Origin of the sequence: Rhizobium anhuiense (assembly GCF_003985145.1) — a bacterium.
GTDB classification, from domain to species: Bacteria; Pseudomonadota; Alphaproteobacteria; order Rhizobiales; family Rhizobiaceae; genus Rhizobium; species Rhizobium anhuiense.
Map to the genome: position 1 here is coordinate 361,122 of NZ_ML133523.1, position 18,590 is coordinate 379,711.

Annotated in this window: 15 protein-coding genes; 9 read left to right on the forward strand and 6 right to left on the reverse strand. The window is 61.5% G+C overall.

All coding sequences use genetic code 11. The annotated features are described in order from the left end of the window. Positions 1-64: 64 nt before the first annotated feature. The 3 genes from EEQ99_RS12420 to EEQ99_RS12430 all read right to left on the reverse strand — a co-directional run bounded on the left by EEQ99_RS12420 (position 65) and on the right by EEQ99_RS12430 (position 4,509). Complete coding sequence (locus tag EEQ99_RS12420) at positions 65-1,411, reverse strand: SLC13 family permease (protein ID WP_097630547.1); 1,347 nt, start codon at positions 1,409-1,411, stop codon at positions 65-67. Positions 1,412-1,609: 198 nt separating this feature from the next. Next, positions 1,610-3,124 carry a malonate--CoA ligase gene (locus EEQ99_RS12425; RefSeq protein WP_127430520.1) on the reverse strand — a complete coding sequence of 505 codons (1,515 nt, stop codon included), beginning with the start codon at positions 3,122-3,124 and terminating at the stop codon, positions 1,610-1,612. Further along, on the reverse strand, positions 3,121-4,509 hold the full coding sequence (locus EEQ99_RS12430) for a malonyl-CoA decarboxylase (RefSeq protein ID WP_127430521.1): 1,389 nt from the start codon (positions 4,507-4,509) through the stop codon (positions 3,121-3,123). Before EEQ99_RS12430 ends, EEQ99_RS12425 begins: the two co-directional genes overlap by 4 nt. Before the next feature lie 179 nt (positions 4,510-4,688). Between EEQ99_RS12430 and EEQ99_RS12435 the strand changes: the two genes are divergently transcribed. The 4 genes from EEQ99_RS12435 to EEQ99_RS12445 all read left to right on the forward strand — a co-directional run bounded on the left by EEQ99_RS12435 (position 4,689) and on the right by EEQ99_RS12445 (position 8,051). Continuing rightward, the gene (locus tag EEQ99_RS12435) at positions 4,689-5,339 is read left to right on the forward strand and encodes a GntR family transcriptional regulator (RefSeq protein ID WP_127430522.1); all 651 of its coding nucleotides are present in this window, start codon (positions 4,689-4,691) and stop codon (positions 5,337-5,339) included. Positions 5,340-5,505: 166 nt separating this feature from the next. Next, positions 5,506-5,697: an aromatic-ring hydroxylase C-terminal domain-containing protein gene (locus EEQ99_RS35480; RefSeq protein WP_342212743.1), complete on the forward strand. Its 192-nt coding sequence runs from the start codon at positions 5,506-5,508 to the stop codon at positions 5,695-5,697. A gap of 110 nt (positions 5,698-5,807) precedes the next feature. Continuing rightward, positions 5,808-6,806 carry a hypothetical protein gene (locus tag EEQ99_RS12440; protein WP_127430523.1) on the forward strand — a complete coding sequence of 333 codons (999 nt, stop codon included), beginning with the start codon at positions 5,808-5,810 and terminating at the stop codon, positions 6,804-6,806. 141 nt (positions 6,807-6,947) lie between these two features. Further along, positions 6,948-8,051 carry an ATP-binding protein gene (locus EEQ99_RS12445; RefSeq protein WP_164735929.1) on the forward strand — a complete coding sequence of 368 codons (1,104 nt, stop codon included), beginning with the start codon at positions 6,948-6,950 and terminating at the stop codon, positions 8,049-8,051. Between the two features lie 212 nt (positions 8,052-8,263). Here EEQ99_RS12445 and EEQ99_RS12450 read toward each other — a convergent pair whose 3' ends face one another. Next, complete coding sequence (locus EEQ99_RS12450) at positions 8,264-8,665, reverse strand: acyl-CoA thioesterase (protein ID WP_127430525.1); 402 nt, start codon at positions 8,663-8,665, stop codon at positions 8,264-8,266. Between the two features lie 243 nt (positions 8,666-8,908). Between EEQ99_RS12450 and EEQ99_RS12455 the strand changes: the two genes are divergently transcribed. From EEQ99_RS12455 to EEQ99_RS12470, 4 genes are all read left to right on the forward strand, one after another. Then, positions 8,909-9,844 (forward strand): histone deacetylase family protein, encoded by a 936-nt coding sequence (locus tag EEQ99_RS12455; protein WP_047613902.1) that lies wholly within the window; start codon positions 8,909-8,911, stop codon positions 9,842-9,844. Positions 9,845-9,846: 2 nt separating this feature from the next. Next, the gene (locus EEQ99_RS12460) at positions 9,847-10,098 is read left to right on the forward strand and encodes an exodeoxyribonuclease VII small subunit (protein WP_047613900.1); all 252 of its coding nucleotides are present in this window, start codon (positions 9,847-9,849) and stop codon (positions 10,096-10,098) included. An 85-nt stretch (positions 10,099-10,183) separates the two neighbouring features. Beyond that, positions 10,184-10,951 carry an SDR family NAD(P)-dependent oxidoreductase gene (locus EEQ99_RS12465; protein WP_127430526.1) on the forward strand — a complete coding sequence of 256 codons (768 nt, stop codon included), beginning with the start codon at positions 10,184-10,186 and terminating at the stop codon, positions 10,949-10,951. Positions 10,952-11,127: 176 nt separating this feature from the next. Next, positions 11,128-12,051, forward strand: coding sequence for a pirin family protein (locus EEQ99_RS12470; RefSeq protein WP_047613896.1), 924 nt, complete (start codon positions 11,128-11,130; stop codon positions 12,049-12,051). Between the two features lie 39 nt (positions 12,052-12,090). On the opposite strand, the gene EEQ99_RS12475 is transcribed toward EEQ99_RS12470, so the two are convergent. After that, positions 12,091-14,079: a phospholipase D-like domain-containing protein gene (locus EEQ99_RS12475; protein ID WP_127430527.1), complete on the reverse strand. Its 1,989-nt coding sequence runs from the start codon at positions 14,077-14,079 to the stop codon at positions 12,091-12,093. 317 nt (positions 14,080-14,396) lie between these two features. Between EEQ99_RS12475 and dxs the strand changes: the two genes are divergently transcribed. Further along, on the forward strand, positions 14,397-16,313 hold the full coding sequence (gene dxs, locus EEQ99_RS12480; protein WP_097542842.1) for a 1-deoxy-D-xylulose-5-phosphate synthase: 1,917 nt from the start codon (positions 14,397-14,399) through the stop codon (positions 16,311-16,313). Positions 16,314-16,545: 232 nt separating this feature from the next. On the opposite strand, the gene EEQ99_RS12485 is transcribed toward dxs, so the two are convergent. Continuing rightward, positions 16,546-18,483: a methyl-accepting chemotaxis protein gene (locus tag EEQ99_RS12485; RefSeq protein ID WP_127430528.1), complete on the reverse strand. Its 1,938-nt coding sequence runs from the start codon at positions 18,481-18,483 to the stop codon at positions 16,546-16,548. Between the last annotated feature and the right edge of the window lie 107 nt (positions 18,484-18,590).

Below are 18,590 nucleotides of genomic sequence, written 5' to 3' on the forward strand. Positions count from 1 at the left end.
CGGTGATCAAGCCTGAGGAGTGGGCGACCGTCAGGCCGGCAAGCGCGTCTGCCGACATGCGCCGTCACACCAGCCCGGGCACGACGAACACCAGCCAGGCGACGATCGGGCCGATGATGGCGATCAGCGCGCTGTAGATCAGCAGCTGCCGCAGCACCTGCTCGCGCCTGTCATCCGGCGCATTGGCCACGACTAGGGCGCCGTTGGTGGAGAATGGGCTGGTATCGACGATCGTCGTCGAGATGGCGATCGCCGCGACCACGCCGATGGCGCTGACATGCCCTTGCAGGAGGAAGGGAACGGCGAGCGGGATGATCGCGCCGAGCAGCGCGGTCGAGGAGGCGAAGGCCGAGACGATGGCGCCGGTAAAGCACAGCAGCAGCGCCACCAGCAGCGGCATGCCGAGACTGGATATGCCGTTCGCCACGTAATCGACCGTTCCGGCCTTCTCCATGACGCCGACATAGGTGATGATGCCGGCAATCAGCAGCACGGTCGACCAACTGACCTTGTCGATTGCCGCCTTCTGGGTCTTCGGCGACAACAGCGCCAGGGCGACCGCCACGGTCATGGCGACGAGGCCGACGTTGAACTTGAAGACCAGGGCGCCGATGCCGAGCGCCGTCAGGCCGATCAAGGTGGTAATTCTCTCATTGTTCAGGCGCAGCGTCGTCGCGGTATCGGCCGCCGTCCCATAGGCATGTTCCCTGATCGGTTTTGCCGGCGTGCCGCCGTGACCTCTGATCGACGCCGACACGCCCTCGGGATGGAGTTCGGGCAAGGGGCCAAGCGATGCGGCGTCCTGCTTCATCACCTTTGCGCCGCCGAAAATGAAGAAGACCAGCACCGCGATCGCCAGGTTGAAGAAGAAGCTGGAGAGAAACAACGAGGTCGGCGCGAAAGGCAGGCCGGCCTTGGCGACAATCTGATTGGTGATGCCGCCATAGATGCTGATCGGCGAAAAGCCGCCCGCCTGCGCGCCATGGATCACCATCAGGCCCATCATGACCGGGTGAATGCGGTACTGCACGGCAAAGCTCAAGGCGACGGGTGCGAGAATGGCGACCGCAGCCGGCCCAAGAGCCCCGAAACCGGTAATGACGGCGGCAACCAGGAACATCACCCAGGGAATCAAGCCGATCCGCCCGCGCACCAGGCGCACGGCGCATTCGACGAGCCAGTCGATCGTGCCGTTGATCTGCGCTATGGCGAAGAGGTAGGTGACGGCGACGAGCGTCAGGAACAGATCGCTCGGAAAACCGGCAAATATATCGTTGGTTTTCATGCCGAGGATCATCGAGCCGAGCACGAAGGCGCCGGCAAAGGCGAGCGCACCCATGTTGATCGGCTGGATCGTCGCAATGATGAACATGGCGACCAGCAGGCCTATGGCCAGTAATTCAATACCCATGATTCCCCTCCCTCCGACGCCTCCAGCGCCGTAGCTGTTGTGTTCAAGATCGATGCGGGATGCCGGCGCACCCTCCTCCCAGAGGGCGCGACCGCCTTAGAGCGGTTCAGCTTTTCATGGAAACGCAGAACCGCTCTAAGTCTTTGTTTTTACGCAATTCCCGGCGGAAAACCGCTTCACACTTTTCCTGGAATTGCTCTAGGTCCTTGTATAAAGATCGGCGTATTGCTGCCGCAGGATGTTCTTCTGAACCTTGCCCATCGTGTTGCGCGGCAGGTCGTCGGCGAAGATGATGCGCTTGGGTTGTTTGTAGCGGGCGAGACGGTCCTGAAGGGCGCTGACGATGGTCTTTTCGTCGAGCACGGCGCCGGGTTTGCGCACGACGACGGCAGTGACACCTTCTCCGAAATCGGGATGCGGCACGCCGATGACAGCGCTCTCGACCACACCCTCGATCTGGTCGATCTCGCCCTCGACCTCCTTCGGGTAGATGTTGTATCCGCCCGAAATCACCAGGTCCTTGCCGCGGCCGACGATGCTGATATAGCCGTCCCGGTCGATCTTGCCGAGATCGCCGCTGATGAAGAAACCGTCGGCGGTGAATTCGGCCGCGGTCTTTTCCGGCATACGCCAATAGCCCTTGAAGACGTTCGGCCCTTTGATCTCGATCATGCCGGTTTCATCAGGCGGCAGCTCGAGCCCGGTGGCGGGATCGGTGACGCGCACCGTCACGCCAGGCAGCGGGAAGCCGACCGTTCCGGCAATGCGTTTCCCGTCATAGGGGTTGGACGTGTTCATATTGGTTTCGGTCATGCCGTAGCGCTCGAGAATGGCGTGACCGGTGCGGGCCTGGAACTCGGTATGGGTTTCGGCAAGCAGCGGCGCCGAACCGGAGATGAACAGGCGGATGTTGGCGACCGCTTGCTTGTCGAGGCGCGGGCTCTGCAGCAGGCGCACGTAAAAGGTCGGCACGCCCATCAGCATCGTTGCCTCAGGCATCAGCGAAACGACCTCGTCGGCGTCGAATTTCGACAGCAGGAACATCGAGGCGCCGGCGAGCAGCGTGACATTCGTGGCGACGAACAGCCCGTGGGTGTGGAAGATCGGCAAGGCGTGGATCAGCCGGTCGTCTGATGTGACGCGCCAATAATCCCGCAAGGTCAGCGCGTTCGAGAGCAGGTTCCCATGGGTGAGCATCGCCCCCTTGGAACGGCCCGTCGTTCCCGAAGTGTAGAGGATCGCCGCCAGATCGTCAGCAGTGCGCGAGGCGTCGACAAAGTCGGCCGGCTCATCGCGGGCGAGATCCAGCAACGAGCCGCTGCCGTCGGCATCGAGCGTTTCGACGATCGCCCCGTGGGACTTGGCGATCGTCTCCACGCCTTCCCGGGCAGCCGGCGCCACGACCACCAGACGCGGCTCCGCATCGCCAATGAAGTAATCGAGCTCGGCCAGCGTATAGGCGGTGTTGAGCGGCAGGTAGACCGCGCCGGTTCGAAGGCAGGCGAGATAGAGGATCAATGCCTCGGCGCTTTTTTCGACTTGCACCGCCACCCGGTCGCCCGGGCGAATGCCGAGCGTGTCCATCGCGCCGGCAAGCCGGCCGGAAAGAGCGAAGGCGTCATCATAGGTCCATGTGCGGGTGTCATCGATCCGGATGAACGGTGCGTGACCGGGCGCAGCCGCCCGCATGGCGTCGAAAAGATGGTTGCTCACTTTCGCCCTCCTCCAAGCGTGGTGTTCATTATCTGTGCGAATGGCCGGGAGCCTTGCTGGCCATTGCCGCTGCGGCGGCTTTCGTCGGTCTGGCTGAGCAGGCTTTTGACGGCAGGCGAGGCAATCACCTCGCCGCGCTGCGCTAAGGCCTCGTGGTTGGCCACGATGTCGTCGAGCTTGTAGAGATAGTTGACCATCAGGCCGTGGGCCTGCTGCATCGCCTTGGCCGAGCGGTCTCCGAGAAAATTCAGTCTTTCCAGTCGAGCGCCGTTGCCGAGATGGAAGCGGGCGACGGGATCGACGGGGCGGCCCTCCGGCGTCCGTTCGGTGAGGAAATAACGCGCCGCAAGCGGCAGCAGCACGCGCTCCACGTCGGCCGCCGTCTTCTCGTCGCCGGGCCAGTTCGGATCGTCTAGCGCCACCAGCGTTTCCGGGCGCGCCTTGGCAAGCCAGCGGGCAAAGCCCGGCACCGGCGACAGCGTGACGAAATTCTTCAGGCTGGGCAGGTCTCTGCGCAGGTCTTCCACGACCTGCTTGATCAGGAAGTTGCCGAACGAGATTCCGCGCAGGCCGTCCTGGCAGTTGGAGATCGAATAGAAGACGGCCGTCGTCGCCTCGTCGGCATTGATCTGCTCCCTGCCCTCGACGAGCACATCGCCGATCGCGCTCGGCACCGATCGGGTCAGCGCCACCTCGACAAACACCAGCGGCTCGTCGGCCAGCCGGGGGTGGAAGAAGGCAAAACATCGGCGGTCAGCCGGCGCCAGACGGCGGCGCAACTCCTCCCAGCCGGCGATCTCGTGCACGGCTTCGTATTTGATGATCTTTTCGAGGATGTAAGCCGGCGTCGTCCAGTCGATCGGACGCAGCGTCAGGAAGCCGCGATTGAACCAGGAGCCGAACAGATGGGTGAAGTCAGCGTCAAGCGCGTGATAACCTTCGGATTGGTCTTTGGAAGCAAGCAGCTGCTGGCGCATCCGGACGAGCTTGGCGGTGCCGTTCGGCGCGTGGTTCAATCGCCGCAGGAGCTCCTGTCGCCGCGGCTCGGCTGCCTGGTGGAGAGCAATGACCGCGGCCGAGCTTTTGTCGGTGCGGTAGTTTTCGATCGCCTGGTCGAGCCTCACCGTGTCAGGCCCGAACTTTTCATGCAGCATATCGAGGAATGCCTGCGCGCCCTCGCTGTCGAGCGCCTCCCAGCGATCGAGGATCTCGGCGGCAAGCGCCATGCCCGAGGCTTCGCCCCGGCTCGACAGCAGCATTTCACAGAGCGTCTGGAGATCGGCCTTGGCTGCGACCTGCGTGGCGCGCGCGCCGGAAAACAGAAGCTGGCGTCCGCGATCGGTGATGCTCTGCAGCATGTCGGTGAAGAAGGAAGCCTCAGACATGCCATTCTCCTCTGTTCCGCTGGTTTCTTCTGTTGGGCCGTATGGGTTCGCGGACTGCCTTGACGGGCCGCTTCCCATCATCGGGTTTCACCGGTAGTATGTAGAATGCCACTCTTCGTACACGAGGTCAACAATCGTGTATACAAGAATTGCGCTTATGTATGAAGGAAGTGAGACGAATGTCCGAAAATGCAGGCCGATGGCTTCGGGATGAAATTGAAAATTCAATTCTTTCCAACGAGTTCTCCCCCGGTGAGCGGCTCGACGAAATGGTGCTTGCGACGCGTTTCGGGGTCTCCCGCACACCGGTGCGCGAGGCGCTGATGCAGCTCGATGCGATCGGCCTCATCGAAATCCGGCCGCGCAGAGGCGCCATCGTCATCGATCCCGGGCCGCACCGCGTCTATGAAATGTTCGAGGTGATGGCCGAGCTGGAGGGCCTGGCCGGGTCGCTCGCCGCCCGACGGCTGGACAAGGCCTCCCGGGAAGCGATCGCCGCCACCCACAGCCGCTGCGAACAATCGGCCGCCGCCGGTGACAGCGACGCCTATTATTACGACAATGAGGAATTCCATAAGGCCATCTACGCGGCCGGGCGCAGCGAATTCCTCGAGGAGCAATGCCTGCAATTGCACCGCCGCCTGCGGCCCTATCGCCGCCTCCAGCTGCGCGTGCGCAACCGCCTGTCGACCTCCTTCTCCGAACATTGCGCCATCGTCGATGCGATCTTTGCCGGAGACGGCGACGAAGCCCGCCGCCTGCTGCGGACGCATGTCGGCATTCAGGGAGAAAGGTTCAGCGATCTGGTCGCAAGCATGGCGGCCAGGTGATTGGACGGTGGGGGCGACGCAAGCTATTTCGCCATCGGATCTGGAATACGTCGATGCGCTAAGACCTCGGCGACGGCCACGCGTTGGTCGGCCGCAGCGTCCTGGACTTCGAATAGATGAACCGTACCAGGCTCGCTGCTTCGTTGGGCTATGACAGGGCCTGCTGATCGATTTCGGTGGCCGCGCACCGCTCCGGGCAACTGCGCGCAGTTGGGGTGACCAAGTCAAATATGTCGAAGCTGACGTGAAGGAACATTTGAGGCTGACAGCCCGGCAGGTGTGCCCGGACGGAATTGTCGCCTGGACCTGTGAGAGCGAGGCGAACCCAGAAGAAGTTCTCGAAGCCGGATCTCGTTGAGTATCGACCAAATAGCGACCAGAGATCTGCATGATTTCGATGAAGACAGGAGGTTTGACAGATTGCGAAGCTCATGAGTTCGTAACTGCAGTCATCCAGAAGGGGAGCACATGAAGCTGCCAGTGAAATCGCCAACCGATCTCAGCCTTGAGTTTGCAGAGCTTGTCCAGGGACGAGCGGCTCATGCAATGGCGAAGGTGAACGGGGCGATTTGGGGAGTATCTGCTCGTGAACGTGCGCTCGGCGAGCTTCCAGAAACGTCCCTCACCTGGATATTGGCCGCGCATAAAGGGACTCTCGAGAAGCTGCCGCTGCTCCTGCCGCTTGATAGACCTCCGTCGTCATTGGAGTTGTTGTCCGCAGCTCGCAATCTTTTTGAGAATTTGGTTTGGCTTCGTCTTTTCGAATTGGGATCGGAGTGGGGACTAAGGTTCTACGGCCGACTGCTGCAGGACGAAATCGAAGACCTGAATGGCTTGCTCTCGAAAATTGAGACCGAAGCCGAGCTGTTTCGTGAGCTCGACAAAGAAGACGACGCTATCACCGACGCGTGGGCAGACGCGTTGCGAGCGCTGCCATTAGAAGATGAAGATCAGGTCGCTGCAGCTCAGGCGGAGCATCAGCGGCAGTGCGCCGAACTCGATGCGAGGGCTCGTCGCACCTTCTCGATTTATGCTGCTGCAGCTGCATATAATGGCTACGGATACCAAGCGCATCTATTGGAGAACAAAGAGCAAAATCGGGTGCGCCGGCAATTGGCTGCGATTGAAGCTCGACTGGAAGAGTTCAGTAAGGAGATTGCGGACGAGGTACTGCTAAAGAAGTACCTTAGCAAATTCAACTGGAGAGAGGAGGCCAAACGCGTTGGAATGGTCGCGCAGTATGACTACCTGTATCGACTGACGAGTCGGCTTCTTCACTCAGGACCGATGAACATCGTGACTGAAAAGCAGCTAAGTGATTCCGAGCAAACTATCCTGCTCGAGTATATGGTCATAGGGAGCACTGACGTGCTGGATTTAATTGAGCGTTATGATTTCCCAGGTCGAGTAAACTTGGCACTGTTCGAACTGGAAGACGTTTCCGAAACAACAAGCAAAATTCTTTAGCTCGGTGTCGACACGGAAGGGCTAACGGCGTTGTAGACCGAAGGGATAGAACTTCCGCAGGGGCAGACCAATATAATGATCCCTTTAAAAACATATGCTGATTTGAAGGCATTCGTCGCTGACAATCCTCCAGAGAGTGTCATGCTCGAATACAAAAGCTCTAAACTACTAGGCAAGGGCGAAATACAGGCCGTCTGCAAGGCAGTTAGTGCCTTCGCCAATTCAGCAGGCGGCACCTTCATTCTCGGTATCGATGCATCCGATGAAAAACTCGCGCTAGACGGCGGATGGCGGGAATCTTCAAAGCTGGATTGGCTTCATAGGGCGATCAATAGCGGCACTTTTCCTGCGGTAGAGACTGTGGACATTGCAGAGATAAGCGCCGAAACCGGCAGATACTACGTCATCGCGGTTGGCGTCAGCCCAAAGGCACCACATCAAAGCCAAGACCATCGCTATTACAAACGTCGTGGTTCGCATAGTGACCCGATGGAGCATTACGAGATAGAAGACATCCGTAACAGGCCAAAGAATAAAGCTTTACCGCTTGAAATTAGTCTATTTCCGCAAGGTCAGCTTGTTTCGTTCAAGCTGCGAAATGTGTCCAATTCAGAGGTAATCGACAATTTAAAGGTTGGCGTTGAAGCGAATTTCCCCTTCGAGCGTAAAGCGCTCGCGCGCCTGAAAGAGCGTGGCTTACGACAATTAAGGCCGTCAGTCGAACACGTCTTTCTTATTGATTCATTTTTCACAATTCTTAACGCGAACCCGGAACCCGAACTTCAGGTCTCCGTCACATACGAACGACACGGACATTTTGAAAGAGATTCAATCACCTTTTATCTCGCAGACTATATGAACGCGTCTATTGTCAAAACTCCGGTCGTCAGCGCCTTGGGCGATCTAGGCGGCAAGCTCGATACGATGGCAAAAACCTTGGAGAAGTTATGCCGCCACGCTGAGACATTTGAACGAGCAACGGATGGTAGCGGCTTACGCCTCTCGCAGAGAACCATTAAGTCATTGCTAAAGCAGGACCAACGTTTCGATCCCACTGAATTCGATTGGGAGGGGTATCGCATCATCCTCGACATAACGACTGACGAGGCTTTCCAGTTTTACCATATATTCGGCGTGATGGGCGGGAAACACGAACGAATGGCTCGGTACAAGGAGATTCCCGCCGCGCTACGTGAGAGATTCGAAGCGGTGTTCAAAGTAGACGTCGAGAGTGACGAAGATTGATACAGTGACCACGCTCGCGCGCTTACATGCGCGCTACGGGTTCGTCCGACAACACGAAAATCATGTCGTCACAGATGCTTGAGCCGAAAGTCTGCTGACGGGCGTTACGGCGACTATACATCTTGGCAACAAAACGAACGGCATTGTCGATAGTTCGCGGCTCCATTCGCCTTCTTTCTTTCGAGGAGGTGGTCCCATAGTTACCCGACACCCTAATCCAAAAACCGATAAAGCCAGTCGCGCGTTTCCTCCGGCAGCGAGGCCGGCGACTGGTCCTCGCCGGTGCGGGCCTGCCAGATAATCTCGACCTCGGCGGCACGCTGCTCCCCGGTGTCGATCGAAACGAGGAAGCCGATGGAATGCATGCCGATCTTGTCGACGGTGGTGGTGAAGGTGACCGGCTCGTCGTAGTGCAGTGGGCGGTGGAGCATGCAGGAAACTTTGCTGGGGCTATAGACCGGTTCGTCATCGACATCGGGCCGCGACGACCAGAAGCTTGCAAGTACGGATTCGGCATAGGAAATATAGGAGGCCAGAAACATTCGGCCGTTCATATCGACATCGCGAAACGGCACGCGTATGTCCGTCACATCAGGACGTTTCGACTGACTCATCAACGCAACTGCCTTACAAAGTTCCCCATTGATGACAGTACTGCATAATTCCTTAAACTGAAACCGGTTTAGGGATGAAATTATACAACAGTTCAAAGTGTTACAGCGCCTCCGAGGTAACCGGCGCAATGCCGCAATGATAGAGCGGGCGGTCGGACGGCGCGGCAACGGCGCTTGTTGAAATCGTCGGGCGATGCCCCATCTGCTGTGGCACATGACATAAGCGACCGATAGAGTGTCTCCATGAGCACCCGTCTTTATGAACACCCGATCTTCCTGGAACACGTGACCCCCGCCGGCCATCCAGAGCGATCCGACAGGATCCGCGCCATCAATGTTGCGCTGGAACATCCGAATTTCGAGCGGCTGGAGCGCCGGCAGGCGCCGCAGGCGAGCGAGGATGCGGTGCTGCTGGCCCATCCCGAAGAACATCTCATCGCCGTGATGCGGGAGATCCCCGAGGAAGAGGATGAGATCAACCAGATCGAAGCCGATACCTATGCCAGCCCAAAGAGCCTGCAGGCGGCGCTGACCGGCATCGGCGGGGCGATGGCCGCAGTCGACGACGTCTTTACCGGCCGGGCCGACAATGTCTTCGTCGCCGCCCGCCCGCCGGGGCACCATGCCGAAAAGATGACGGCGATGGGCTTCTGTTTCTTCAACAATGCGGCGATCGCCGCCCGGCATGCGCAGAAGATGCATGGCGCCGAGCGCGTCGCGATCGTCGACTGGGACGTGCACCACGGCAACGGCACGCAGGATATCTTCTGGGACGATGCCTCGGTGCTGTTCTGCTCGACGCATCAGATGCCGCTCTATCCCGGCACCGGCGCCAAGGACGAGAAGGGCAAGCACAACACCATCGTCAATGCGCCGCTTTCGCCGAATGTCGGCAGCGATCATTTCCGCGAGGCGTTCAAATCGCGCGTGCTGCCGGCGCTTGACGATTTCCGGCCGGATCTGATCATCATCTCGGCCGGCTTCGACGCGCATCACCGCGATCCCCTGGCGCAGATCAACCTGACCGGCGAGGATTTCGACTGGGCGACCGGGCGCGTGCTCGAACTGGCCGACCGGCACGCCAAGAACCGGGTCGTCAGCCTGCTCGAAGGCGGTTATGATCTCGAGGGACTCGCCGAATCGGCGGGCATGCATATTCTGAGAATGATGAAGGGTTGAGAATGACTGACAGCGCCAAGCCCGAGGTATCAGGCCTTTCCTTCGAAAAGGCGGTTGCCGAACTCGAAAGCATCGTCGCCCGGCTGGAACGCGGCGATGTGGCGCTGGACGAATCCATCGAGATCTATGAGCGCGGCGAAGCGCTGAAGAAACATTGCGAGACCCTGCTTTCGGCGGCGGAAAACCGCATCGAGAAGATCCGGCTCGACCGGGCCGGCAAGCCGCAGGCCGTCGAGCCGCTCGACGGCGCCTGAGGCGTACCGGAACTCTCTTTAAGACGCTTGGCGATCGGCTTCAGACCGATCTATGATCCCTTGCAAACAATGAGGGGACGGAAAAATGTCGGACAGATTGAAGGGCAAGGTCGCCATTATCTCGGGCGGCGCGACCGGCATGGGCGGTGCCGCCTCGAAGCTTTTTGCAGCGGAAGGCGCGCGTGTCGCGATCATCGACCGCAATGGCGATGCATCCGCCGAGACCGTCAAGGCGATCCGTGATGCCGGCGGCGAGGCCGAATGCTGGACGGCTGACGTTTCCGACGAAGCCGCCGTCAATGCCGCCGTCGCCGCTGTCGAGGCGCGTTATGGCGCCGTCACCGTGCTCTTCAACCATGCCGGCACGATCGTCATCAAACCTTTCCTGGAAACGACCGTCGAGGAATGGGACTGGCTGCACGCCGTCAATGTGCGCTCGATGTTCCTGATGACCAAGGCGGTGCTGCCGAAGATGATTGAAAGCGGCGGCGGATCGATCGTCTGCACCTCGTCGATCTCGGCGGTCGCCGCCACGCCGATGGAAGTGCTCTACGACACGACCAAAGGGGCGGTGCATATGTTTGCCCGCGCCATCGCCGTCGAATTCCGCGATCGCAACATCCGCTGCAACGCCGTCTGCCCCGGCTTCATCCGCACGCCCCACGGCCTGCGCGAGGTGGCCGACCTGCAGGCGCTCGGCGTCGATGTTTCCGACGCCGCCATTGCCGCCCAGCAGGGACGGATCGGCGAGCCGGAGGATGTGGCGCGCGCCGCCCTTTATCTTGCCAGCGACGAGTCGAGCTTCGTCAACGGCGCGCATCTCTTCGTCGATAACGGCTTCACGGCGATCTGAGTCACGCAGCGTCCGATTGGACGCGCGGCGCTCTTTCACGTCTGGAGCGTCCTTAGCGCGTCGGATTGGACGCGCGGCGCGCTTTCAGGTGCTGGAGCGTCCTTAGCGCGTCCGATTGGACGTGCGGCGCTCCAGGCACTATCTGTGCCTGAAGCCTTTGCGATCGGAGATCACTGATGTCCTTCTTTCCCGGTAAAGATCCCCTGCCCGGCGATGCCTTCGCCTGCGACGCGATCGAGAACCTGATCATCCCGCGCACCAGCGATATCGGCGGGTTTCAGGTGCGCCGCGCGCTGCCAACGAGACAGCGGCGGCTCGTCGGGCCGTTCATCTTCTTCGACCGCATGGGTCCGGCAATCCTGAAGCCGGACGAGGCGCTCGACGTCAAGCCGCACCCGCATATCGGCCTGTCGACGGTCACCTATCTCTTCGATGGCGAGATCCGCCATCGCGACAGCCTCGGCACCGAAAAGGTCATCCGCCCCGGCGATATCAACCTGATGACGGCGGGCCGCGGCATCGTGCATTCCGAGCGCACGCCCGACAATCTGCGCGGCCATCCGCTGCTGATGTCGGGGTTGCAGACCTGGCTGGCGCTGCCCGACGACAAGGAGGAGATCGATCCTTCCTTCGCCCATACGGAAAAGACCGAGATGCCGCTGATCGAGACAACAGGCGTGCGCGGGCGTGTCGTCATCGGCTCGTTCGAAGGCATGACATCGCCGGTCGGCGTTTTCTCCGACACGCTCTATGTTGATCTCGACCTGCAGCCCGGCGCCAAATTTCCCTTCGGCGCGGCCCATGAAGAGCGCGCCGTCTACGTGCTCTCGGGCGAGGTCGTCATATCGGGCGACCGTTTTGCCGCCGACCAGCTGCTGGTCTTCCGGCCGGGCGATGCAATCACGCTGGAAGCCGGCCGCGATGGCTGTCATCTGATGCTCTTCGGCGGTGCCAGCCTGAATTCGAAACGGTATATCTGGTGGAATTTCGTGTCGTCCTCGAAGGAGCGGATCGAAAAGGCCAAGGAGGAATGGCGCTCCGGCCGCTTCGACATCGTGCCCGGCGACGAAGAGGAATTCGTGCCTTTGCCGGAGGGCTGACGGCAGCAGCGGAGCGCGGCTGTCGACCTCTCCGGACCTTCAACCCTTGGCGAAATATCGCGTCAGCGCGCCCTTCGTGCGGTTGACGTAGCCGTCCTGCCAACTGTCGTCGACATTGAGAAAGCCCGACCAGCCCTTCTTGCCCTGGCGCTTCAACTCGGCCTCGACGGCGCGGAACCGATAGTGGTCATAGACATCGAGAATATGCACCGCATAGGCCTCGGCAAGCGCGCGGTCGCCTTTGACGATCAGCATGTTTTCGTCATTGCCGTAAGAGGCCTTGAAGCCGAGATTGTGGCTGCCGAGCACGACGACGCAATCCTCCGACAGGGGATCGATCACCAGCACCTTGTCGTGGATGATGGCGCCCACCTTCTTGGCCGTCAGTTCCTCCGCGCCGAAATCCGCCAACAGCTGGCGGTCGTCGATGCGCGAGGCCCGGACGATCGAGACATTGGCCTCCTCGAATGTGTGGGGCGAGACGGCGTCGACATCGTCGTCCTCATCGTCGGGATCGTTCTTCTTGCCGGCGACGTAGTTGGGCATGGCCTGGGCGCTGGAAACCGCGCCGGTGACGATCAGCTTCTGGTCCTTGAGGCCGATATCGATCGCCTCGCCGACAATGCAATCCCTGCCCGACTGACCGGGATAGAAGGCCAGAAACAGCACCGCATGTTCGGCACGGCGCATCAGCCGGTAGACTTCGCGAAGATCGGGCGGCGTTGCCTTGCCCTTTCTGCGGCTCTGCATGTTCGGTGAGAACCACGCCTCGACCGAATGCCCCGAGGCCTCATCGCCGATCGGGACAAGAGAAGGCGTCTCATTGAAGCGTCGGAACTTCTTGCTCTGCTGGTTGTCGGGCATGCCGTCATCAAATTCGATGGGCGCTTCCAGCGTCGCATTGTCTTCCAGCATCCGCTCCCAATAGGTGACATAGGCGGCGGCAACCGCATCGTTGCGAACGATCAACGCGTTGTTGGACTGGCCGGCAAGCCCGGTCGCCGTCCAGTTGGTGCTGCCGGTGAAGACGCAGCGCGCAGCGCCATCGGACGGAATATGCACGACGAATTTGTTGTGGCCGATCTGGCTCGAATTGTTGAACATCCGGTGGTGAATCTCGACGCCGGCATCGACCAGCGCCTGGCGTGCATGCGCATTGCGCACATCCCAGGCGTCGCCGACCTTTCCGGTGTTGGCGAGGATGATGCGCAACTTGTCCTTGTTGGCAAGCAGCAGCTCCAGCAGTTCCTCGTCCTCCAGTTCGTAGAGGGCGACAAGGAAGCGGCCGGGCGCATTGATGAAGCCCTTGAGCATCGGAATGACATCGCCGGCAAGATATTTACGGATGCCGTTCGACGGGTTGGAAATCATCTCGATCAGCTCGTTCGGCTGCTTCACGCCGTCCTCCAGCAGGACGTTTCTCAGCCACTGCGCGGCGAGAATGCCGTTGGTAAAGGTGGACTCGAAGGCGCCACGCTTGCGCGTCACATGGACGGGATTGCTGGCGACAGCCGGCCCGAGATAACCGAGCGGCCGCGGCGGGCCCTCATAGGCCTTGACCGCGATCTTCTCATAGCTGCCGTCAGCCTTCTTGATCGGCCTGCCGTTTCCGTCCCGCTTGTTGATTTCGACGAGCTGCGGCGTCGGATCCGATGCCGCCTGCATGCCCGGCTTCAAGTCGCCGAGCGGACGGATTTCGTAGCGCAGGTGGACCTCGTCCGGCCGCCGTCTCATTTCGTTGCGCCGCTTGCGCAGCGTGAGATCGCGCCAGGACAGCTTCTGCACCGGCCAAAGCGACGTCGTTTGCGGCAGCCAGTGAGGATTGCGCTGACCCTTGAAGGCGACCCACGCGGCACAGGTTACGCGGTCATCCGCACCGTCGGGTCTTTTCGCGACGTTACCCTGCTCGTCGAGATAGACGCGGACGACTTCAAACCCGAGACATCCATCGATCCTGGCGTCTATGTCCCAGGCCACATAGGCGACCTCGTTATTCACATAGGCGTGCGCTGCAACAATCGTTCCCATGCCCCGTCCCCCCAGCCAGTGCGGCGACTTTGCTACCATTCCGTGTCATATTCAAGCGCCTCTCCTTCGGTTGCCACCGCGACAGCAGGGAGAAGCGGCACACGCCCCGGCGAAGATCGGGCTTCCCCACCTCATGGCGATTTCGCCGACCCGGCTTCGATTAACCACAGAAATAGAGCGTGATATCGTGCAAAACTGCTCACACTTTTCAGCGTCATGCTCTAGGGTGAAAACCTTCGGTTCCTGAAATGCACTTGTTTTGCCGCAATCTAATCGAATAAAGCGGAACAAGGAAAAGCAAGAAAGAGCGCCCGCCCGTGACACAACTGCCGAAGACCCCCCTGCTCGACCAGGTCATCTATCCCGCCGACCTGCGCAAGCTCGAGGATCGCGACCTGCCGCAGCTCGCCCGCGAAGTCCGGGACGAGATGATCGATGCGGTGTCGCGTACCGGCGGTCATCTCGGGGCCGGTCTTGGCGTCGTCGAACTGACGATCGCCATCCACAGCGTCTTCGACACGCCTGACGACCGGCTGATCTTCGATGTCGGCCATCAATGTTATCCGCACAAGATCCTCACCGGCCGGCGCGACCGCATCCGCACGCTGCGTCAGGAAGACGGCCTGTCCGGCTTCACCCGCCGGGCCGAGAGCGAATATGATCCCTTCGGGGCGGCGCATTCCTCGACCTCGATCTCGGCCGGCCTCGGCATGGCGATTGCCGCCGATCTCGACAAGACCGATCGCCGGGTCATCGCCGTCATCGGCGACGGGGCGATGTCGGCCGGCATGGCCTATGAGGCGCTGAACAATGCCGGCGCGCTCGATGCCCGGCTGATCGTCATCCTCAACGACAACGACATGTCGATCGCGCCGCCGACCGGCGCGATGAGCGCCTATCTCGCCCGCCTCGCCTCGGGCCGCACCTATATGGGCTTCCGCGATCTCGGCAAGAAGCTGACGGCCTATCTCGGCAAGAACATCGACCGGGCGATCACCCGCGCCGTCGAGCATGCGCGCGGCTATGTCACCGGCGGCACGATGTTCGAAGAGATGGGCTTCTACCATATCGGCCCGATCGACGGGCATTCCTTCGACCACCTGCTGCCCGTGTTGCGCAATGTGCGCGACAATGGCCGCGGACCGGTGCTGATCCACGTCGTCACCCAGAAGGGCAAGGGCTATCCGCCGGCGGAAGCAGCTGCCGACAAATATCACGGCGTCAACAAGTTCGACGTCATCACCGGCGCCCAGGCCAGGGTCAAGCCGAATGCGCCGAGCTATACCAGCGTCTTTGCCGAAGCGCTGGTGCAGGAGGCTGCGCTCGACGACAAGATCGTCGGCATCACCGCCGCCATGCCGAATGGTACCGGCCTCGACAAGCTCGCCGAGCTCTTTCCGTCGCGCTGCTTCGATGTCGGTATCGCCGAACAGCATGCCGTGACCTTCGCCGCCGGCCTTGCGGCGGAAGGCTACAAGCCCTTCGCCGCCCTCTATTCCACCTTCCTGCAGCGCGCCTACGACCAGGTCGTGCACGACGTGGCGATCCAGGGACTGCCGGTGCGTTTCCCGATCGACCGCGCCGGCTTCGTCGGCGCCGACGGGCCGACGCATGCCGGCTCCTTCGACACCGCCTTCCTCACCACCCTGCCCGGCTTCGTGGTGATGGCGGCCGCCGATGAGGCCGAACTCAAGCACATGGTGCGCACGGCTGTCGCCTATGATGCCGGGCCGATCTCGTTCCGCTATCCGCGCGGCGAAGGCGTCGGCGTCGACATGCCGGCGCGCGGCGAAATCCTGCAGATCGGCAAGGGCCGCATCGTCAAGGAAGGCACCAAGGTAGCGCTGCTCTCCTTCGGCACAAGGCTGGCCGATTGTCTGCTCGCCGCCGAGGATCTCGATGCCGCGGGGCTGTCGACGACGGTCGCCGATGCGCGCTTCGCCAAGCCGCTCGATCACGAGCTGATCCGCCAGCTTGCCCGCCACCACGAGATCGTCATCACCGTCGAAGAAGGCTCGATCGGCGGCTTCGGCAGCCATGTGATGCACTTCCTCGCCAACGAAGGCCTGCTCGACAACGGCCTGAAACTGCGCTCGCTCGTCATGCCCGACATCTGGATGGAACAGGCCAAGCCCGAAGCGATGAACGCCCATGCGGGCCTCGACCGCGCCGGCATCGTCTCGACGGTGTTCAAGGCGCTGGGGCGCGGTGTTGCGGTTGGGGTTGCTGGGTAGCCGAGGCTATGTGAGGGCGTGCCGTGTGGCCCCCTCAAACGCCCTACGGGCACCTTCTCCCCGAGGGGAGAAGAGGGAATCGAAACGTCGCCGCAAAACTCTTCTCCCCTCGGGGAGAAGGTGCCGGCAGGCGGATGAGGGGGCCGCCAAGCAGGTCATCTCAATAGAAAAAGGCGGCGCATCACTGCACCGCCCCCCTTTGTTCAACGTGCCTTTCCGAAGAAAGCGCTTCTCAGAACTCCGTCCACTCTTCCTGAACGGTAGCCGCGGCACTCGCCTGCCTGCCGCCGAAGGCCTTGGCGACGGTGCGGGTGAGAGCGTGGGCCGGAGAGGCGACCGGGCGGGCGTTTGCGCCGGCAACGGTTGCCCGCGGCGCCGGGGCTGCCTCGCCGAGCTTGAACTGGCGCAGCAGCTCGTCGAGGGCGTTTGCCTCCTGGGCGAGCGCATGGCTTGCCGCGGTCTGCTCCTCGACCATGGCGGCATTCTGCTGCGTGCCCTGGTCCATGTTGTTGACGGCGGTGTTGATCTCCTGCAGGCCGATCGACTGTTCGCGGGTGGCGGTGACGATGGCGTTGACGTGGTGGTTGATCTCCTGCACCTCGGAAACGATCGCTTCCAGCGCCTTGCCGGTCTCGCCGACGAGCGAGACGCCGGCGACGACCTGTTCGCCCGAGGTGGTGATCAAAGCCTTGATCTCCTTGGCGGCCTTGGCCGAACGCTGGGCGAGTTCGCGCACTTCCTGGGCGACGACGGCAAAGCCCTTGCCGGCATCGCCGGCGCGCGCTGCCTCGACGCCTGCGTTCAGAGCCAAGAGGTTGGTCTGGAAGGCGATGTCGTCGATGACGCCGATGATATTGGAGATTTCGCCCGAGGACTTCTCGATCTGCTGCATGGCGGAGACCGCCTTGCGGACGACTTCACCGGATTTTTCGGCGCCGAGGCGGGTGCGCTCGACGAGATTGCCGACATCCTCGGCGCGCTTGGCGCTGTCGCGCACGGTCGTCGTCACTTCCTCGAGCGCTGCGGCGGTCTCTTCGACGGCGGCAGCCTGCTGCTCGGTGCGGTGGGCGAGATCGTCGGCAGCCGAGCGGATTTCGCCGGCGCCGGCATTGATCGCCGAGGCGTTGCGGCCGACCGACTGCAGAGCGGCCTGCAGCTTCTCGACGGCCTGGTTGAAGTCATTGCGCAGGCTGTCATATTGCGCGGCGAACGGCGTCTGGATACGACCGGCCATATCACCATTGGCAAGCTCGGCAAGGCCGCCCGCCAGAGCGTCGATGGCATGGCGGAGCTCGCCTTCCTCGCGCGCCTTCTGCTCGTCGTTTGCCCGGCGCTGGCGCTCGGCGTCATCGCGCATCCGGTCGGTCTCGCCGGCAAGGCGCAGCTTCTCGATGGCAGCCTGCTTGAAGACCAGCACCGACTGGGCCATGCGGCCGATTTCGTCGCCGCGCTCGACCGCCGGAACCTCGATGTCGTTCTGACCGCCGGCAAGGCGATCCATGGCCGCGGTCATGCCGACGACCGGGCGGACGATGGTGCGCGACATCAGCCAGGCGAGCACGGCAGCGGCCAGCGAGGCGAGGATGCCGCCGGCAAGCAGCGTCGTCTTCAGATCGCGGTTGGCATCAGCGCGGACCGCGGCGAGCGCATTCGACTTTTCACGGGCGCTGGCCTTAATCTTGGCGGAGGCCTGGCGGAAGCCGTCGAGCTGGCCCTTGGTGGCGTTGACGCCGATCTTGACGACCTCTTCGATCGGCATGTCGGTTTCCTTGCGCGCCTTGGTCTGCGGCTCGGCGAGTTCATGGAAATAGAGGTCGGCGGCCTTCTGCATGCCGTCGATCATCTCGACCAGCTGCGGCTCATCAGCCGCCGTCTGCTTGGCAGCGGCAATCGCCTTCAGCATGCGCTCGCGATTGGCGAAGACATCGCCATAGGTGCTGTCACTGCGGAAAAGGATGAAGCCGCGCAGATTGACGGCCTGTTCGAGCATCGCCTGCAGCGCATCGTCGATCTGGTTGACGAGCAGCTCGGACTTTTCCTGCTCGGCGGAAGCGGCCGCCGACGCCATCGCCTTGGAATAAACGAAAGCGGAAACGGCGACGAAGATGAGAATGAGGGCTGCGAACGTGGCCGCAAGCTTACCGTTCAAGGATATGTTTTTGGCGGACATCGGTGATTTCTCCTGACGACAGTCGACGCGGCGAAAGGCGGGTGGCGCGAAAAGCGCAACCGCAGGGACTTCTGAACCTGAGAACATGATTGGCGATAGGACGCCGG

What these genes read in the sequence shown, in the direction of transcription:
- EEQ99_RS12420 (WP_097630547.1), bottom strand. Translation starts at nt 1,411, where the DNA reads ATGGGTATTGAATTACTGGCCATAGGCCTGCTGGTCGCCATGTTCATC.
- EEQ99_RS12430 (WP_127430521.1), bottom strand. Translation starts at nt 4,509, where the DNA reads ATGTCTGAGGCTTCCTTCTTCACCGACATGCTGCAGAGCATCACCGAT.
- EEQ99_RS12435 (WP_127430522.1), top strand. Translation starts at nt 4,689, where the DNA reads ATGTCCGAAAATGCAGGCCGATGGCTTCGGGATGAAATTGAAAATTCA.
- EEQ99_RS12440 (WP_127430523.1), top strand. Translation starts at nt 5,808, where the DNA reads ATGAAGCTGCCAGTGAAATCGCCAACCGATCTCAGCCTTGAGTTTGCA.
- EEQ99_RS12445 (WP_164735929.1), top strand. Translation starts at nt 6,948, where the DNA reads ATGCTCGAATACAAAAGCTCTAAACTACTAGGCAAGGGCGAAATACAG.
- EEQ99_RS12450 (WP_127430525.1), bottom strand. Translation starts at nt 8,665, where the DNA reads ATGAGTCAGTCGAAACGTCCTGATGTGACGGACATACGCGTGCCGTTT.
- EEQ99_RS12455 (WP_047613902.1), top strand. Translation starts at nt 8,909, where the DNA reads ATGAGCACCCGTCTTTATGAACACCCGATCTTCCTGGAACACGTGACC.
- EEQ99_RS12460 (WP_047613900.1), top strand. Translation starts at nt 9,847, where the DNA reads ATGACTGACAGCGCCAAGCCCGAGGTATCAGGCCTTTCCTTCGAAAAG.
- EEQ99_RS12465 (WP_127430526.1), top strand. Translation starts at nt 10,184, where the DNA reads ATGTCGGACAGATTGAAGGGCAAGGTCGCCATTATCTCGGGCGGCGCG.
- EEQ99_RS12470 (WP_047613896.1), top strand. Translation starts at nt 11,128, where the DNA reads ATGTCCTTCTTTCCCGGTAAAGATCCCCTGCCCGGCGATGCCTTCGCC.
- EEQ99_RS12475 (WP_127430527.1), bottom strand. Translation starts at nt 14,079, where the DNA reads ATGGGAACGATTGTTGCAGCGCACGCCTATGTGAATAACGAGGTCGCC.
- EEQ99_RS12485 (WP_127430528.1), bottom strand. Translation starts at nt 18,483, where the DNA reads ATGTCCGCCAAAAACATATCCTTGAACGGTAAGCTTGCGGCCACGTTC.